The organism is Neoaquamicrobium sediminum (genome assembly GCF_040970315.1).
Taxonomy (GTDB): Bacteria; Pseudomonadota; Alphaproteobacteria; order Rhizobiales; family Rhizobiaceae; genus Aerobium; species Aerobium sediminum.
In genome coordinates this window covers 913247-929380 of the sequence record NZ_JAZHFV010000002.1, presented here as the reverse complement: position 1 = coordinate 929380, position 16134 = coordinate 913247, and the positions used below count along the sequence as shown (strand labels likewise).

Annotated in this window: 17 protein-coding genes; 14 read left to right on the top strand and 3 right to left on the bottom strand. The window is 63.1% G+C overall.

Features of this window, described 5'->3' with window-relative positions; translation table 11 throughout:
* The first annotated feature begins 164 nt into the window (after positions 1-164).
* The 4 genes from purM to V1479_RS09825 all read left to right on the top strand — a co-directional run bounded on the left by purM (position 165) and on the right by V1479_RS09825 (position 2948).
* Positions 165-1229 carry a phosphoribosylformylglycinamidine cyclo-ligase gene (purM, locus tag V1479_RS09840; protein ID WP_368802729.1) on the top strand — a complete coding sequence of 355 codons (1065 nt, stop codon included), beginning with the start codon at positions 165-167 and terminating at the stop codon, positions 1227-1229.
* Complete coding sequence (purN, locus tag V1479_RS09835; protein ID WP_368802728.1) at positions 1226-1924, top strand: phosphoribosylglycinamide formyltransferase; 699 nt, start codon at positions 1226-1228, stop codon at positions 1922-1924. Before purM ends, purN begins: the two co-directional genes overlap by 4 nt.
* A gap of 74 nt (positions 1925-1998) precedes the next feature.
* The gene (locus tag V1479_RS09830) at positions 1999-2430 is read left to right on the top strand and encodes a DUF1801 domain-containing protein (protein WP_368802727.1); all 432 of its coding nucleotides are present in this window, start codon (positions 1999-2001) and stop codon (positions 2428-2430) included.
* Positions 2427-2948 carry a SixA phosphatase family protein gene (locus V1479_RS09825; protein WP_368802726.1) on the top strand — a complete coding sequence of 174 codons (522 nt, stop codon included), beginning with the start codon at positions 2427-2429 and terminating at the stop codon, positions 2946-2948. The genes V1479_RS09830 and V1479_RS09825 overlap by 4 nt, the downstream gene beginning before the upstream one ends.
* A gap of 35 nt (positions 2949-2983) precedes the next feature.
* Here V1479_RS09825 and V1479_RS09820 read toward each other — a convergent pair whose 3' ends face one another.
* Complete coding sequence (locus V1479_RS09820; RefSeq protein WP_368802725.1) at positions 2984-5089, bottom strand: molybdopterin-containing oxidoreductase family protein; 2106 nt, start codon at positions 5087-5089, stop codon at positions 2984-2986.
* Between the two features lie 74 nt (positions 5090-5163).
* On the opposite strand from V1479_RS09820, the gene V1479_RS09815 reads away from it, so the two are divergent.
* From V1479_RS09815 to V1479_RS09800, 4 genes are all read left to right on the top strand, one after another.
* Positions 5164-6012, top strand: coding sequence for a 23S rRNA (adenine(2030)-N(6))-methyltransferase RlmJ (locus tag V1479_RS09815; RefSeq protein WP_368802724.1), 849 nt, complete (start codon positions 5164-5166; stop codon positions 6010-6012).
* Positions 6013-6084: 72 nt separating this feature from the next.
* Positions 6085-6528 (top strand): hypothetical protein, encoded by a 444-nt coding sequence (locus tag V1479_RS09810; RefSeq protein ID WP_173190521.1) that lies wholly within the window; start codon positions 6085-6087, stop codon positions 6526-6528.
* A complete protein-coding gene (locus V1479_RS09805; RefSeq protein ID WP_368802723.1) occupies positions 6522-7202 on the top strand; it encodes a ribonuclease T2 family protein in 681 nt (226 codons plus the stop codon). Before V1479_RS09810 ends, V1479_RS09805 begins: the two co-directional genes overlap by 7 nt.
* A gap of 83 nt (positions 7203-7285) precedes the next feature.
* A complete protein-coding gene (locus V1479_RS09800) occupies positions 7286-7882 on the top strand; it encodes a glutathione S-transferase family protein (RefSeq protein WP_173190519.1) in 597 nt (198 codons plus the stop codon).
* A gap of 64 nt (positions 7883-7946) precedes the next feature.
* Here the strand turns inward: V1479_RS09800 and V1479_RS09795 are convergent, their stop codons facing one another.
* Positions 7947-8615 carry an outer membrane protein gene (locus V1479_RS09795; protein WP_368802722.1) on the bottom strand — a complete coding sequence of 223 codons (669 nt, stop codon included), beginning with the start codon at positions 8613-8615 and terminating at the stop codon, positions 7947-7949.
* Positions 8616-8953: 338 nt separating this feature from the next.
* Between V1479_RS09795 and V1479_RS09790 the strand changes: the two genes are divergently transcribed.
* From V1479_RS09790 to V1479_RS09765, 6 genes are all read left to right on the top strand, one after another.
* Entirely contained in the window at positions 8954-9721 is a 768-nt protein-coding gene (locus tag V1479_RS09790) for an SDR family oxidoreductase (protein ID WP_368802721.1), read from the top strand.
* Entirely contained in the window at positions 9718-11787 is a 2070-nt protein-coding gene (gene uvrC, locus V1479_RS09785; RefSeq protein ID WP_438620509.1) for an excinuclease ABC subunit UvrC, read from the top strand. Before V1479_RS09790 ends, uvrC begins: the two co-directional genes overlap by 4 nt.
* Positions 11788-11882: 95 nt before the next feature.
* Positions 11883-12467, top strand: coding sequence for a CDP-diacylglycerol--glycerol-3-phosphate 3-phosphatidyltransferase (gene pgsA / locus V1479_RS09780; RefSeq protein WP_173190511.1), 585 nt, complete (start codon positions 11883-11885; stop codon positions 12465-12467).
* A gap of 11 nt (positions 12468-12478) precedes the next feature.
* Positions 12479-12730, top strand: a complete 252-nt coding sequence (gene moaD, locus V1479_RS09775; protein WP_368802720.1) for a molybdopterin converting factor subunit 1 — start codon at positions 12479-12481, stop codon at positions 12728-12730.
* A 4-nt stretch (positions 12731-12734) separates the two neighbouring features.
* A complete protein-coding gene (locus tag V1479_RS09770; RefSeq protein WP_368802719.1) occupies positions 12735-13202 on the top strand; it encodes a molybdenum cofactor biosynthesis protein MoaE in 468 nt (155 codons plus the stop codon).
* Positions 13203-13304: 102 nt separating this feature from the next.
* Entirely contained in the window at positions 13305-15551 is a 2247-nt protein-coding gene (locus tag V1479_RS09765; RefSeq protein WP_368802718.1) for a putative bifunctional diguanylate cyclase/phosphodiesterase, read from the top strand.
* Positions 15552-15641: 90 nt separating this feature from the next.
* On the opposite strand, the gene ndk is transcribed toward V1479_RS09765, so the two are convergent.
* Complete coding sequence (gene ndk, locus V1479_RS09760) at positions 15642-16064, bottom strand: nucleoside-diphosphate kinase (RefSeq protein WP_173193435.1); 423 nt, start codon at positions 16062-16064, stop codon at positions 15642-15644.
* Between the last annotated feature and the right edge of the window lie 70 nt (positions 16065-16134).

The window sequence follows — 16134 nt, the reverse complement described above, 5'->3', positions numbered from 1 at the left end:
TGTTAGATGATCGCGGCCGCCGTTGCGATCAAGATGCCACGTTTCTCCGTCCACGTATCCACGGTTTAAGTCGTCCCGTGCCTGTCCACAGGCGTGCTTGTGCTTGCCCGCGCGGTCGCTTCGTGCGAAGAGCCCGCCTTGAATCAGGATCGGGGCGCGCAGCCATGAGCGAACGTAAGAACGGCCTCACCTATGCCGATGCGGGCGTCGACATCGACGCAGGCAACGCGCTTGTCGAAAAAATCAAGCCGATGGTGCGCTCCACGCGCAGGCCCGGCGCCGACGGCGAGATCGGCGGCTTCGGCGGCCTGTTCGACCTCAAGGCCGCCGGCTTCAGCGATCCTATCCTCATCGCCGCCAACGATGGCGTCGGCACCAAGCTGAAGGTCGCGATCGAGGCGGGCCGACACGATACGGTCGGCATCGACCTCGTCGCCATGTGCGTCAACGACCTTGTGGTACAGGGCGCGGAGCCGCTGTTCTTCCTTGACTATTTCGCGACCGGCAAGCTCGACCCTGATCAGGGCGCAGCGATCGTCAGCGGCATCGCAGAAGGCTGCCGGCAAGCGGGATGCGCGCTCATCGGCGGAGAAACGGCCGAGATGCCCGGCATGTACAGCGAAGGCGACTACGACCTTGCGGGATTTGCGGTTGGTGCGGCCGAGCGCGGGCAGTTGCTGCCAACCGACGACATCGTCGAAGGCGACATCGTGCTGGGGCTCGCATCTTCAGGCGTTCACTCCAATGGGTATTCGCTGGTTCGCCGCATCGTGGCATCCTCGGGTATCGGGTGGGACGACAGGGCACCGTTCGACGGTTACCGCTCGCTTGGCGAGGCGCTGCTGACACCGACGCGGATCTACGTCAAATCCGTTCTTGCCGCGATCCGCTCGACCCACGGCATCAAGGCGCTGGCGCATATCACCGGTGGCGGATTCCCGGAAAACATACCCCGCGTGCTGCCGAAGGATTTCGCAGCCGAGCTGGACCTCGACGCGATCGACGTACCGCCGGTATTTTCGTGGCTTGCCAAGACCGGCGGCGTAGCCCCGGCGGAAATGATGCGCACCTTCAACTGCGGGATCGGCATGGTGATGGTGGTGGCTGCCGGCCAGGCCGCGCAGGTCGCCGCCGTTCTGGCTCAGCAGGGCGAGGAGGTGACGACCATCGGACGGATCATGCCGCGCCGCGAGGCCGGCGTCGTATATCGTGGAGAAATTGGCCTGTGAGTACCGCACGCAAACGCGTCGTCATCCTGATTTCGGGACGCGGCTCGAACATGAACGCCCTGATCGAAGCGACCGGCGACCCCGCCTACCCGGCCGAGATCGTCGGCGTCATCGCCGACAATGCCGATGCGAAAGGCTTGTCGGTCGCCGCGGCGCAGGACATCGAGACGGTTGCCATCACCAAGGCGGACCACGCCGACAAGGCAGCAATGGACGAAGCGCTGGATGCGAAGCTGAAAGAGCTCCGCGCCGACATCGTTTGCCTGGCAGGCTACATGCGGCTGCTTTCGCCAGCCTTCACCGAGAAATGGGCCGGCCGCCTCATCAACATCCACCCCTCGCTGCTGCCGCTTTTCAAAGGTCTCGATACCCATGAACGCGCGCTCAAGGAAGGGATGCGAATCCACGGCTGTTCCGTGCACTTCGTGACGGCGGAAATGGATGGCGGCCCGATCATCGCGCAGGCCGCGGTGCCAATCCTGCCCAACGACGACGCAGATACGCTTGCCGCGCGCGTTCTGGGCGTGGAGCACCAGCTCTATCCGCTGGCATTGCGTCTCGTTGCCGAGGGCAAGGCGCGCATGGAGAACGGCCGCGCCGTGCTCAGCGGCGTGGGCGCAGAAGGCAGCCTGCTTTCGCCTGGATCGGCCAGCGAAGCCGTCGACATCGAGAGCCTTGCCCGCATGACGCCCTGAAGACTGCTGCCATGCGCTGGCAGCAGCAATGCGCTAGGATGGGCTGAACCCGGATCCGTAACGAGCGATTGGCCATGCCTGACACAGCGCCGACACCAGCCTTCGACGATGTCAACGTGGCGGCCGCGTTCGGAAACTATCCTCGCCCCTCGCACGACAAACTGCTGCAACTGCGCCGCCTGATCTTCGACACCGCAGCCGAGACCGCTGGCGTCGGCCACCTCGAAGAGACGCTGAAATGGGGGCAGCCAAGCTACCTGACCCCGCAGACGCGTAGCGGCAGCACGATCCGCATCGATGCGATCAAGGATGATCCGCAGCGTTTCGCAATCTATTTTCATTGCCAGACCGATCTGGTGGCAACGTTCCGGCGCCTCTATCCCAACAGCTTCGCGTTCGAGGGCAATCGCGCCATGCATTTTTGCGCCTCGGACGCGTTGCCGGAAGACGAGTTGAAGCACTGCATCGCGCTGGCGCTGACCTATCACAGCCGCAAGAAGGCATGACGGAGAGAAGCCTGCTCCTGCTGCGTCACGCGAAATCGAGCTGGGACGACCCGTCGCTCGACGATTTCGACCGGCCGCTGGCAAAGCGCGGGCGCGAGGCGGCTTCCAGGATTGCGGAGGAGATGACGCTGCGCGGCTGGAAGCCGGACCACGCGCTCATCTCACCGGCGCTGAGAACGCGACAGACGTGGGAACTCGTCGCCGCGGCGCTTCCGCACGGCATTTTATGCGATTTCGTGCCGGCGATCTACGAGGCACCGGCCGCGCGTATTCTGGAGGCCGTCAGGTCAGCCCCTGACGAGGCGGGCTGCCTGCTCGTCGTCGGGCACAATCCGGGTCTGGAGGAACTTGCCGCCCTTATAGCCTCGCCGGAAAGCAACGACGAGGCGATGGCGAGGCTGTCAGCCAAGTTTCCGACGGCCGCCATTGCGCGCTTCGGCTTTGGCGGACCATGGCTGGCGCTCCGACCTGGCGCAGCTATGCTTGAAGGGTTCGTCACGCCGAAAGAGCTTGGCTGAGACGGGGGCCGCCTCAGCGATCGCCTCACACCGCTTCAGAGAGCCCTTACCCACACCTTGTTGTCGTGGAAAGCAGCACCACCATAAGGCGCAGGGGCGTCCGCGCCGGTGAGCACATTGATGCCCTCGCCGCGCTCGTGATCGGAATTCGGCCAGATGCCCTCCGCCACCACCACGCCGCGCCGCACGCCGTCGAAAAGCTTCGCGTGGAGCACCACCTCGCCGCGCGTGTTGCCGATCTCGACCCGTCCGCCGTCCGAAACACCCAGCGCTTCCGCATCGTCCGGGTGAAGCATCAGTTCGGGTCGCCGTTCCCGCTTCCGCGATCCAGGCGTCTCGGTGAAGCTCGAATTGAGGAATGTGCGGGCCGGCGATGTCGCGAGACGGAAGGGGTGCTCCTCGTCGGCAACCTCGATCAGCTCCACATGGTCCGGAAACTCGGGCAATTGATGGTGAGGGCCGAAGATGCCCATCGATTTCGGCGGGCGGTTCGGCGCGGCCTGACCGGTCCAGTCGGGCCGGAAGCGGTACCTTCCGTCGGCATGGCCGAAGCCCTTTATGTAATGAGCGTCCTCGAAGGGCGGTTGCAGGTCCGCCCAGCGCTGCTCTCGGAAGGTCTCGAAGGTGCCGAGGCCCCTGGCAGCAAGCATGACGTCGATGTGGTCGCGCTCCGTCATGCCGAAGCCCGGCAGATGGGAGACGCCGAGCCGCTTCGCCAGTTCCTCGATCACGAAATGGTTGGTAAGCGGACCTTCCGGCGGCTCGATCAGCTTGGGGCCGAGGGTGACGTGCTGGTTGCCGCCGCCCTTGTAGATGTCGTCATGTTCCATGAACATCGTTGCCGGCAACACGACGTCGGCCAGCTTCGCCGTGTCCGTCATGAACTGTTCGTGGACGCAGGTGAAGAGATCGTCGCGAAGGAAGCCCTGCTTCACGAGGCGCTGCTGGGGCGCGACATTTGCCGGGTTGGTGTTCTGGATCAGCATCGCCGTGACAGGCGGCCCGCCATAGAGCGCGTCCTCATGGCCCATCAGCACCGGCCCGATTCGCGAATGGTCAAGATGGCGGATGTTCGGGTCGCGCAGGCTGGTGCCTTCCAGCAACTGGGTGTCGAGCTTCAGCACGCCGGAATTGGAGTGGAACGCGCCGCCGCCCTCATATTGCCAGCAGCCGGTGACGGCGGCGACCGAGAGTGCCGCGTGCATATTGACCGAGCCGTTGCGCTGGCGCGCGAAGCCGTAGCCCAACCGGAAAAACGTCTTCTTCGTCGTTCCGATCAGCCGTGCAAAGGCTTCGATTTCCTCCACCGAAAGCCCGGTGATGGCGGAAGCCCATTGCGGCGTACGCGTCGCAAGATGCGCTTCGAGGCCCTTCGGATCGTCGGTGTACTTCTCGAGATAGGCCCAGTCCGCCATGCCCTCGCGGAACAGCACGTGCATGACCGCACAGGCAAGCGCGCCGTCCGTGCCCGGCTTGAGGATCAGGCCCATGTCGGCCTGCTTCATGGTGGCGTTGTCGTAGATGTCGATGACGACGATCTTGGCGCCGCGCTCCTTGCGGGCCTTGATCGCATGGGTCATCACATTGACCTGGGTGACGACGGCGTTGGTGCCCCAGATCACCACGCAATCCGACTTTGCCATCTCGCGCGGATCGGAGCCGGCGAGCTTGCCGGTGCCCATCATCCAGCCGGTCCAGGCAAGGTTGGTGCAGATCGAGCCGAAGAAGCCGGAATATTTCTTGGCGTGGCGCAGCCGCTCGATGCCGTCGCGCTGCACGAGGCCCATGGTGCCAGCATAGAAGTAAGGCCAGACGGTCTCCGAGCCGTATTTCTCCTCCGCCGCGATGAATTTCTCCGCCACGAGGTCTAGTGCGGCTTCCCAGCTCGCCTCCTTCCATGCGCCCTCGCCCTTGGCTCCAGCGCGGACGAGTGGCTTCGTCAGCCGGTCCGGATGGTGGATGCGCTCGGCATAGCGCGCGACCTTGGCGCAGATGACGCCGGCGGTGTAGCTGTTGTCCTTGGCACCATGCACACGCCCGATCGTGCGCTCGTCGAGGAGTTCAACATCGAGCGCGCAGGTGGACGGGCAATCGTGCGGGCAGGCCGAATGGCCGGTGCGGATTTTGGCATGCTGGTTCATGGTGTAAGACCTAGCCGAAATCGAGCGTGCGGAGTAGAGCCAGCTTCGCAAAAGGCAAGCCAGACGGAGCAGGCATGAACTACCGCCACGCCTATCACGCCGGAAATTTCGCCGACGTGGTCAAGCACCTGCTGCTGACGCGCATCATCGAGTATCTCAAACGCAAGCCGGGTGCATTTCGCGTGATCGATACTCATGCCGGCACCGGGCTTTACGACCTGTCTTCGGAAGAAGCGCAGAAAACCGGTGAATGGCGCGACGGCATCGGCAGGCTACTCGATGCCGCGCTGCCTGACGCGGCGGCGTCATTGGCTGCGCCCTATCTCGACGCGGTTCGCGCGTTCAACGTCGGTCATCCATTCCGCTACTATCCCGGCTCGCCTGTCCTGACGAAACAGCTATTGCGCGGCGCCGATAGGTTGACCGCAATCGAGCTGCATCCGGATGACTGTTTCGCGCTGCGGACACGCTTTGCCGGCGACTGGCAGGTGCGGGTAATCGAACTCGACGGCTGGCTCGCCATGGGCTCGCAGGTGCCGCCGAAGGAAAAGCGCGGGCTTGTGATCGTCGATCCGCCATTCGAGAAGGAAGGCGAATTCAAGCGCATCGTGGATGGCCTTCAGAAAGCACATCGCCGCTGGCCGGGCGGCACCTACGCGCTTTGGTATCCCATCAAGGACCACAATGCGGTGACGGCCATGCGCGAGATGCTGAAACAGACCGGCATACCGAAGATCATGGACGTGGTCTTCGAACTGCGGCAGCCCTCGCCGGAACCACGTTTCGATGGTACGGGGATGATCGTCGTCAATCCGCCCTATGTCCTCGAGGACGAACTGAAGGTTCTGCTGCCGGCGCTGCGCGACGTGCTTGCCGAAGACCGGTCGGCACTTGCGGAAACCGTATGGCTGACGCCTGCTTGACCAGCGGCAAGGCTTTGACCAGACTGCCGCGGCGGCGGGAATCGCGCGCTCAACAACAGGCCGGAGGCTCCAATGATCCGTTTCGCCAGACTGCTTCTGGCTTCGATGCTCGCTCTGTCGGGAGCAGTCGTTGCCGCGTCGGCGGCCGACCCGGTTGCTGTGCGCATCGACGAGCCCGGCATCTGCGGCAACGAGAAGGTGCTGAGCAAGATCACCAATCGCTTCCGCCACCAGGTGCGCAACGTGCCGCGGCTGCCGCAGGTCGACATCGTCGATTTCTACCGGATCAGCGAAACGCGTTACCAGCCCAGCCATGCCGAGCGACCGATCGACAGGCGCTATTGCCATGCGACCGCTGCACTCTCCGATGGCCATAGCCGCGACGTCTGGTACCTGATCGAACGCCCGATGGGCTTCGCCGGCATCGGTAGCAATGTGGAATTCTGCGTGTCGGGCTTCGACCGCTGGAACGTCTATAACAGCCGCTGCCGGGTCCTCCGCCCAGCAAAGTGGTAATCTTCACGGCCAGAATTATTCAGGCACCGCTGCTGGCGGTGTTGCTGGTTGCGAGCGCCTGCGCTCCATCCGCGTCCCAGCAGCCGGACCTGCCTACGGGTGACGGGTACGATTTCTTCGTCCTATCGTTATCCTGGTCGCCTAGCTACTGCGCGGCGGAAGGGTCCGATGCCAATCGCCAGCAATGCGGGACCGGTCGGGATCACGCTTTCGTGGTGCATGGCCTGTGGCCGCAGTTCGAAAGCGGCTGGCCCGAATTCTGCGACAGCGCCGAACCGGAGCGCGTTCCCGACGCGACTGTGCGGCAGATGCTCGACGTGATGCCGTCTGCTGGTCTTGTCGGCCACCAATGGCGCAAACATGGATCCTGCGCCGGCATGAGCCAGCAGGACTATTTCTCCGTGGTGCGCGCCGCGCGCGAGCGCATCAATATCCCTACCCGCTTCGCCCGGTCGGCCAAGCGCGTGGAGATCGAGCCGGACGATGTCGAGACGGACTTTATTGCCGCCAATCCGACGATGCCGGAGGATGGCATCGCGGTGACCTGCGACGGGCGCTTCGTGCGCGAGGTGCGCATCTGCATGACGAAGGAACTGGAATTCCGCTCATGCGCGGAAGTGAACGCACGCGCCTGCCGGATGCCCCGCGCCCTGATGCCGGCGCCGGGGGGCTGAGGCTGGACCAACTCCGACGGATTGATGCCAACCGAGCAAAGCAATAGCGTCTGCCCCGGATGAATCGCTCCTGGAGTTCACGCATGCCCGTCGTCTTGTACTCACCCGCCTCCCCCTACAGTGCCAAGGTTCGCATGGCAGCCGCATGGTGCGGCATAGAAGTCGATGCAAAGGTGGTCGACACCAATGCCGAACCGGCACAACTGATCGACGCCAATCCGCTGGGCAAGATCCCGGTGCTGATCACCGATGACGGTGAGACCGTCTACGACAGTCGCGCCATCACGCAGTATCTCAATCGCCTCTCCGGCAATGCGCTATTCCCGCGCAACGCCCAGAAGCGGCTGGAAGCGGAAAGGCTGGAGGCATTGGCCGACGGCATCTGCGATTGCCTGCTCGCACATGTTTATGAGCGCCGCAGCCGTCCGGAAGACATGGTCCACCAGCCCTGGCTCGACAAACAGTGGGCGAAGGCCGAGCGTGGGCTTGACGCATTGAACGCCAACCCGCCGAAGATGACCAAGAAGGCGACTGGCGGGCAGATCGCCATGCGGGCGATGCTCGGTTACCTGGCATTGCGCTTCGACGGCAAATGGGAGCGCGGTCGCTCAAAGCTGACACGCTGGGCAAAGCGCTTCGACGAGCGTTTTCCGGAACTCGCCGCGCTGACCCCGCGCTAGAGGGCGCGCAAAAAGAAAGGCCCGGATCGCTCCGGGCCTTCTTTTACTGTTCGTCGTTGGACGATCAGAACTTGATACCAACACCCATCGTCACGCGGTGGTTGCTGGAATCGATGTCCGCAGTGCCGACGCCCGGGAGCGTGAACTCCTTGGAGCCGTAATCGGTGTAGCGATACTCGCCACGCGCAAACACCTGATCGGTCAGCTTGACGTCCGTACCAGCGCCGACCGTGTAGCCGAGCATGGTGTTGGTGTCGGCCGTGCCGGTCGCGTCTTCGGTGATGCGCAGACGCTCAGCGGCAAGACCTGCCGTACCGTAGAGCAGGATGTCGTCGGTCACAGCCACACCGGCGCGGCCACGGATCGAGCCGTCCATGCGCGAACGCGCGGTGAACGTGCCGTCGGAACCGTCGATGTTGCTGTAGTTCACGTCGCCTTCAACACCGTACACGAACTGGCCGTTCTGCATGTTGAAACCGCCGAACGCACCGCCGAGCCAGCCGTTGGTGCCGATCGAGCCACCGGTGCCATCGGACACGTCGCCCGAGAATCCGTAACCAGCCTGAACACCGGCGTAAGGGCCGGCCCAAGTGCTTACCGGAGCGGCCTGAACGATCGGTGCAGGTGCCGGGGGCTCCTGATACACAACGTCAGCCGCCATTGCCGGGACGGTGAATGCCGCCAGGCCCAGGCCTGCGGCTGCCTTGATGGCAAATCTGGTCTTGGTCTGCATGTTATTCTAACTCCTTTGCCGCAGGAAGCATTACGCGCTTCCCCCTTGGTTTGACGCCCTCGCCGTAACGGGAGGCAAACGGTCGTCGGCGTCCACGGTTCCCTACTTGGTCCCCGATTGCGGCTGAACAACACCTGAAAGTAGGTGTTTCATCGGCGAGAATGAGGCTGAAACTTGACGTTGCGATTTGGCAACACCGGTGTCAGGTGCCCGTCGCGCAGCGCCGGGGTCCGGCTTGGTTGCAGGCGAAAGCTGGCCTATATCAAGGTTTTCCGGCTTCCCGAATCCTGAGAAGGAGCCGATGGAAGACCGGCCAAATCCTTGAGGACGACCGCTTCATGGTAAAGGAAGAGTTGACAGTCGCCCTGGTTACAGGCGGGGCGCGGCGTGTTGGCGCAGCGATCGTACGCGACCTCGCGGCCAACGGGTTTGCCGTGGCGATTCACTGCAACACTTCGCGCGGTGAGGCCGACGCTCTGGCCGCTGAAATCGCCTCGGCAGGCGGGCAGGCACATGTCGTTCAGGCAGACCTGAACGACATGAATGCGGTCGATCGCATCATACCAGAGGTACAGGCCGCTCTCGGCCCCGTGAGATTGCTGGTCAACAACGCATCTCTGTTCGAGGACGATGCGGCCGACGATTTCAACTGGCAGGTCTGGGACCGGCATTTCGACGTTCACCTCAAGGCACCCGTGGCGCTGGCGCGGGATGTCGCCACATCCCTGCCGAAAGGCGTCGAGGGCCTGGTCGTGAACGTTATCGACCAGAGGGTGTGGCGGCTCACCCCGCGCTTCTTTTCATACACCTTGTCGAAATCGGCGCTGTGGACGGCCACGCAGACCATGGCGCAGGCCTTCGGCCCGCGCCTTCGCGTCAATGCGATCGGGCCGGGCCCGACGCTCAAGAACGAACGGCAGGACACGGACGACTTTCGCAAGCAGAGCGACGCCCTGCTCCTCAAGCGGGGGCCGGACCTGTCGGAATTCGGGGCTACGATCCGCTATCTGTGGCAGGCGCGCTCGGTGACTGGGCAGATGATCGCGCTCGACGGAGGCCAGCATCTCTCCTGGAAGACGCCGGACGTCTATGGAGTGGCCGAATGAAGCCGCCCATCCCCAAACACGACCCGCTTCGCCCGAAAGCAGATGAGGATGTCGCAGGCATCATGCCCGGCGATGACGCTGACGATGATGCCGAACTCGCAGAAACGGCCGAACCCGTAGCCGAAGTGGCTCTCGACATCGAATGGGGCACGCTGACGGCCGACACGGGCGAGAGCAAGGCCGGCATCGAGGTCATACAGGAGCTGGTCAAGCGTCTGCCGAATGCGCCCGGCGTCTATCGGATGATGAACACCGCCGGGGACGTGCTCTATGTCGGCAAGGCGCGCAGCCTCAAGAAGCGCGTCACCAACTACGCGCAGGGGCGCGGACACACCAATCGCATCGGGCGCATGGTGCGCGAGACCGCGGCGATGGAATTCGTCGTCACCCGTACGGAAACCGAAGCGCTGCTGCTGGAAGCGAATCTGATCAAGCGCTTGCGACCGCGCTTTAATGTGCTTCTGCGCGACGACAAGTCGTTTCCATATATCCTGATGACCGATCATCCCTCGCCGGGCATCTTCAAGCATCGCGGTGCGCGCTCCCGCAAGGGCGACTATTTCGGCCCGTTCGCGTCGGCGGGCGCGGTCGACCGGACCATCAATGCGCTTCAGCGCGCATTCCTGCTGCGCTCCTGCGCCGACTCGATGTTCGAGAACCGGACGCGGCCGTGCCTGCTTTTCCAGATCAAGCGCTGCTCCGCGCCCTGCACGGGCGAGATCGACAGCGAGGGCTATGCGGAGCTGGTGCGCGAGGCGAAGGCGTTCCTCACCGGACGCTCCAGCAAGGTGAAGGCCGAGATTTCGGGCGCCATGCAGGAGGCCTCGGAAGCGCTCGACTTCGAGCGGGCAGCGATCTACCGCGACCGGCTTGCAGCACTTTCGCACATCCAGAGCCACCAAGGCATCAACCCTCAGTCCGTCGAGGAAGCGGACGTGTTCGCGATCCATCAGGAAGGCGGGCAGAACTGCATCGAGGTCTTCTTCTTCCGCACCGGCCAGAACTGGGGCAACCGCGCCTATTTCCCCAAGGCCGATCCGTCGCTGGAGGCAGGCGAGGTGCTGGGGGCCTTCCTGGCGCAGTTCTACGACGACAAGCCCTGCCCGCGCACCGTGCTCCTCTCGCACGAGGTTGAGGAGCACGCCCTGCTTGCCGAGGCGCTGGCGACCCGCGCCGGACACAAGGTCACCGTTTCGGTTCCGCGACGCGGCGAGAAAAAGGACCTCACCGACCACGCCTTGCAGAATGCGCGCGAAGCGCTGGGGCGCAGGCTGGCGGAGACGTCGTCGCAGGCGCGGCTGCTGGCGGGCCTTGCCGAGACGTTCGGGCTGGGAAGAACGCCGCGCCGCATCGAGGTTTACGACAACTCGCACATCATGGGCACCAACGCGGTCGGCGCGATGATCGTGGCGGGACCGGAAGGTTTCGTGAAGAACCAGTATCGCAAGTTCAACATCCGCTCGACTGACATCACGCCCGGCGACGATTTCGGCATGATGCGCGAGGTGATGGAGCGGCGATTCTCGCGGCTGCTGAAGGAACACGGCGCGAAGGAGGAGGCCGATGCCGGGACCGAAGCCGATGACGACTTCGTAGCCGACACGCTGCCGGCATGGCCGGACCTGATCCTGATCGATGGCGGCCAGGGACAGATGTCCGCCGTGCGCAAGATCCTGGCGGACCTGGGGATCGCCGAGCGGGTGACGGCTATCGGCGTGGCGAAGGGCGTGGACCGCGATGCGGGGCGTGAGCGCTTTTTCGTGACGGGCCGCGAGCCTTTCATGCTGCCGGTTCGCGACCCGGTGCTGTATTTTGTCCAGCGGCTGCGCGACGAGGCGCATCGTTTCGCCATCGGGTCGCATCGTGCCCGCCGCAAGAAGGAAATGGTGAGAAACCCGCTCGACGAGATCGCAGGCATCGGCCCCGGCAGAAAGCGCGCGCTGCTGCATCATTTCGGCACCGCCAAGGCCGTCAGTCGTGCCGGGGTGGACGACCTGATGGCGGTGGACGGGATTTCGGAGCGGGTCGCCCGTCAAATATATGGCCATTTTCACGAGAATGGATGAGCCAGATGCCGGTTCGGGCCAGATGCCGCAGGGTGCGAGGTTGACCGCCCACGGCACGTACTGATTAGTAGGAGCGAGAATCGTTTCGGGAAGCCATGTCCAGACGCGCCTTCAACCTGCCAAACATGCTGACCTATGGGCGCATACTTGCCGTACCGGTCATCGTTCTTTGCTTCTATCTCGAGGGACGGATACGGCCCACCGACTGGTGGCGCTGGGCGGCATTCTGGATCTTTGTCGCCGCCAGCGTGACCGACTATTTCGACGGCTATATAGCGCGCATCTGGGAGCAGACCTCGAATATCGGCAAGATGCTCGACCCGATCGCCGACAAGCTGCTCGTCTCGGCCGTCCTGCTGCTGCTGGCTTTCGACCGCACCATCGACAAATGGTCGCTGTGGGCGGCGATTATCATCCTGTGCCGCGAAATCCTCGTTTCCGGATTGCGCGAATATCTGGCGGCGTTGAAAGTCTCGGTGCCGGTCACGCAGCTCGCGAAATGGAAGACGACCATCCAGCTTGTGGCGATCGGTTTCCTGCTGGCCGGACCGGCAGGCGACAAGATTCTGCCCTACACCACCGAAATCGGCATCGTTCTGTTGTGGGTCTCGGCGATCGTCACGCTCTACACGGGATACGATTATTTCCGCGCCGGGCTGAAGCACGTGATCGAGGAATAGCGGTGACGGCTGTGAAGCTGAGATATTTTGCCTGGGTACGTGAACGGATAGGCACGGCCGAGGAAGATATCGAGCTTCCTGCCTATCTCAACACGGTGCGCGACCTGCTTTTGTGGCTGCAGGCGCGTGATGATGGCTACGCCGAGGCGCTGCGCCATCCCGAGGCGATCCGCGTGGCGATCAACCAGGAACATGTCGACCACAAGGAACGGCTGGAAGGCGCGCGCGAGATCGCGCTGTTCCCGCCCATGACCGGCGGATAATCCGATGGGCGGCAGCACCGTTGTTCCGACAGTGCGCATCCAGCAGGAGGATTTCGATCTCGCCGAGGAAGTCGCGCGGCTTTCGGCCGCCGGCTCCAATATCGGCGCCGTCGTCACCTTTTCCGGACTTTGCCGGGACGAGGACGGTCGCCTTTCAGCGCTGGAGCTTGAACATTATCCGGGCATGGCGGAAGCCGAGATCGGCCGTATCGCCGAGGAAGCGATCCGCCGCTGGCCGTTGACGGGCCTTACGGCCATCCACCGCCATGGCCTTATCGTGCCGGGCGAAAACATCGTGGTGGTGATTGCAGCGTCATCGCATCGCCAGGCCGCATTCGAGGCCGCCTCGTTCATGATGGACTTTCTGAAGACGCGCGCCCCATTCTGGAAACGGGAACATCTCATCGACGGCACACCAGGTCCATGGGTGGACGCCACCGAAGCGGATGAAACATCCACCAGGCGCTGGTGAAGGTTTACCTGGCGTTAAACATGCCATGACCTCGTTGTCGCAATTATAATATTTGCAACTTCGTCGACTTAGTGTTGCCGCTGGGTAATCGGGCGGCGGTGCATGGAATTCTTCTTTGCCACGATGATTGATCTGGTGATCAGCCGGGAATGGCTTGCCACGACAAATGTCGTGCTCGCCTGCCTGCTGGGCATCTGGATCTTTCGCAACCGCCGCCTCTACCGGCGCAGCCGCGCCGAGCAGGCAAACCAGCGCGATCTGATCGAGAACCTTTCGGAAGGCATATATCGTTCTTCACCGGCAGGGCGGCAGCTCAGCGCCAACAAGGCGCTGGTAAAGCTCAATGGCTACGAAACAGAGGCCGAGCTTCTCGCGGCGGCCAAGAATATCGGCAAGGAGTGGTATGTAGAACCACGTCGCCGGGACCAGTTCCGCGCCATCCTGGCGCGCGACGGCTTCGTCAAGGACTTCGTCTCCGAGATCTATCGACACAAGACCCGCGAGCGCATCTGGATCACGGAGTCGGCCCGCCTCGTGCGCGACGGCAACGGCAGGACGCTCTTCTACGAAGGCTCTGTTCGCGAGATAACCGAGACGGTCAACCGGCTGAAAGCCGAAGAGTTGCTTCGCAAGCTGTCATCTCAGGTGCCGGGCGGACTTGTGCAGCTCGAGAGGAATGCAAAGGGCACCTACGAGCTCTCATACGCAAGCGCCGGTTTCCGCACCATTTTTGGTCTCGAGCCTCACGAGTCTTTCAGCAGTCCAAGCCGCTTCCTGCGAATGATCGAGAAAGCCGACCGGAGAGACTTTGCACGCGCCCTGCGCGCCTCCCGCGATGCCCTCGAACCGTTTGACATGGAATTCCGGGCAATCGCAGCAGACGGAACGAACAAATGGCTGCGCGCGAGCGCCAAACCCGAACGCGTCCGCGGCGGCGTCATGTGGCACGGCTACGTCAACGACATCTCCGTGCGCAAGCGCAACGAGATGGAGATCCAGAAGCTTGCCTTCTTCGACCCGCTTACCGGCCTGCCCAATCGTCGCATGTTCATGGATCGCATGGCCAGGGCGGTTGGTCGCTGCCACGACAGGGCCGGCTGCGGCGCCCTGATCTTCATCGACCTCGACAACTTCAAAACACTGAACGATACGCGCGGCCACGACGTCGGCGACGAATATCTGGTGCAGGTCGCCCGGCGGCTGCAAGCTTGCGTACGCGAGGGAGACACGGTGGCGCGCATCGGCGGTGACGAATTCGTCGTTATCCTCGACATTGCTGGCCATGACTATGCGCATACGTATCGCGCGGCCATCATGACCGCCAACAAGGTTCTGGCGGCAATGCGTGGCGCCTTCGAGATTGGTCAATTCAACCACGCATCGTCCGCAAGCCTCGGCGTCGTCGTCTTCAACGGCAGGGATTGCCAGCCGGAAGACGTGCTGAAACAGGCCGACATCGCGATGTACCAGGCCAAGGCTGCCGGACGGAACGGCATGGCGGTCTACGATCATCTATCGATGAGCCCGGAATCGGACCGTTACCGGCTGCTCAATGAATTCAAGGCAGCCTTAGGCACGGATGCGCTGGAACTCCATTATCAGCCGCAGATGGACGACAGCGGCCACGTAATCGGCGCCGAGGCGCTCTGCCGCTGGCAACACCCCGAATTCGGCACGCTGCTGCCGGAGCGGTTCGTGCCGTTGACCGAGCAGTTCGGCCTGATCCGCGAGTTCGGCAATTTCGTTCTGGCCACGGGTGTCGCGCAACTCGCACGCTGGCAGCGGGACGCGACGACCGCTGGGCTACGCCTTGCCATCAACGTCAACGCACAGGCGCTTTCCAGCGACGACTTCGTCTCCAACCTTTCCGCACTGCTTGAAGCCCACGGCGTCAAGCCCGGCCTTCTGACCCTGGAGTTGACGGAAAGCATCATGACGAGGGATCGCAGACATATCGGCAATCGGATGCATGCGCTGAAGGCGCTCGGCGTACGGCTTTCGCTCGACGATTTCGGGTCCGGCTACTCCTCGCTCGCCCACCTCAAGCGGCTGCCGTTCGACGAACTGAAGATCGACGGCAGCTTCGTGGCAGATATCGAGAGCGGCGAGAGCGACCGAGCGCTGGTCAAGTCCATTCTCGGGACCGCGCGGACACTGAGGCTGACAGCCGTGGCCGAGCACGTCGAAAATGCGCGGCAGGAAGCGTTTCTGCGAGCTTTCGGCTGCGATTTCTTCCAAGGCTACCACTACAGCCCAGCCCTGCCCGAGGACGCTTTCGCTGCTTTCGTTCAGAATCGTCGACAACCAGCGGCGCTGACGGCCGCTCCGAGGCTGCGCCAGTCGGCCTGATACCCCGCGAAAAGCGAAAAGGCCGCAGCATCGCCGCGGCCTTTTGCTCAATCAGTTCATAGCATTATCGGCAAAGGCCGATAATCCGATTCAGCCGACGATCTCGGTGTCGGAGAACCAGTAGCGAATCTCCTGGGCTGCCGTTTCCGGGGCATCCGAGCCGTGAACGGAGTTCTCGCCGATCGACAGGGCGTGCACCTTGCGGATTGTGCCTTCATCTGCGTTGGCCGGGTTGGTGGCGCCCATGACTTCACGGTTCTTGGCGATGGCGTTCTCGCCTTCCAGCACCTGAACGACGGTCGGGCCGGAGGACATGAATTCGCACAGTTCGTCGAAGAACGGGCGCTCCTTGTGGACGGCGTAGAAGCCTTCCGCATCGCGGCGGCTCATCCACACGCGACGGGATGCGACGACGCGCAGACCTGCGTCCTCCAGCATCTTGGTGATCGCGCCGGTGAGGTTGCGGCGCGTTGCGTCGGGTTTGATCATCGAAAAGGTGCGTTCGATCGCCATGGTCGGTCCTTCAGTCATGAGAAAAATCGGAGAGGTGGCGGGTCTATACAGGCCCGCCGTGCCGATGTGA

What these genes read in the sequence shown, in the direction of transcription:
- V1479_RS09820 (WP_368802725.1), bottom strand. Translation starts at nt 5,089, where the DNA reads ATGAACCAGCATGCCAAAATCCGCACCGGCCATTCGGCCTGCCCGCAC.
- uvrC (WP_438620509.1), top strand. Translation starts at nt 9,718, where the DNA reads ATGAAGCCGCCCATCCCCAAACACGACCCGCTTCGCCCGAAAGCAGAT.
- pgsA (WP_173190511.1), top strand. Translation starts at nt 11,883, where the DNA reads ATGTCCAGACGCGCCTTCAACCTGCCAAACATGCTGACCTATGGGCGC.
- V1479_RS09795 (WP_368802722.1), bottom strand. Translation starts at nt 8,615, where the DNA reads ATGCAGACCAAGACCAGATTTGCCATCAAGGCAGCCGCAGGCCTGGGC.
- V1479_RS09800 (WP_173190519.1), top strand. Translation starts at nt 7,286, where the DNA reads ATGCCCGTCGTCTTGTACTCACCCGCCTCCCCCTACAGTGCCAAGGTT.
- V1479_RS09810 (WP_173190521.1), top strand. Translation starts at nt 6,085, where the DNA reads ATGATCCGTTTCGCCAGACTGCTTCTGGCTTCGATGCTCGCTCTGTCG.
- V1479_RS09825 (WP_368802726.1), top strand. Translation starts at nt 2,427, where the DNA reads ATGACGGAGAGAAGCCTGCTCCTGCTGCGTCACGCGAAATCGAGCTGG.
- V1479_RS09765 (WP_368802718.1), top strand. Translation starts at nt 13,305, where the DNA reads ATGGAATTCTTCTTTGCCACGATGATTGATCTGGTGATCAGCCGGGAA.
- V1479_RS09815 (WP_368802724.1), top strand. Translation starts at nt 5,164, where the DNA reads ATGAACTACCGCCACGCCTATCACGCCGGAAATTTCGCCGACGTGGTC.
- ndk (WP_173193435.1), bottom strand. Translation starts at nt 16,064, where the DNA reads ATGGCGATCGAACGCACCTTTTCGATGATCAAACCCGACGCAACGCGC.
- V1479_RS09830 (WP_368802727.1), top strand. Translation starts at nt 1,999, where the DNA reads ATGCCTGACACAGCGCCGACACCAGCCTTCGACGATGTCAACGTGGCG.
- purM (WP_368802729.1), top strand. Translation starts at nt 165, where the DNA reads ATGAGCGAACGTAAGAACGGCCTCACCTATGCCGATGCGGGCGTCGAC.
- V1479_RS09770 (WP_368802719.1), top strand. Translation starts at nt 12,735, where the DNA reads ATGGGCGGCAGCACCGTTGTTCCGACAGTGCGCATCCAGCAGGAGGAT.
- V1479_RS09790 (WP_368802721.1), top strand. Translation starts at nt 8,954, where the DNA reads ATGGTAAAGGAAGAGTTGACAGTCGCCCTGGTTACAGGCGGGGCGCGG.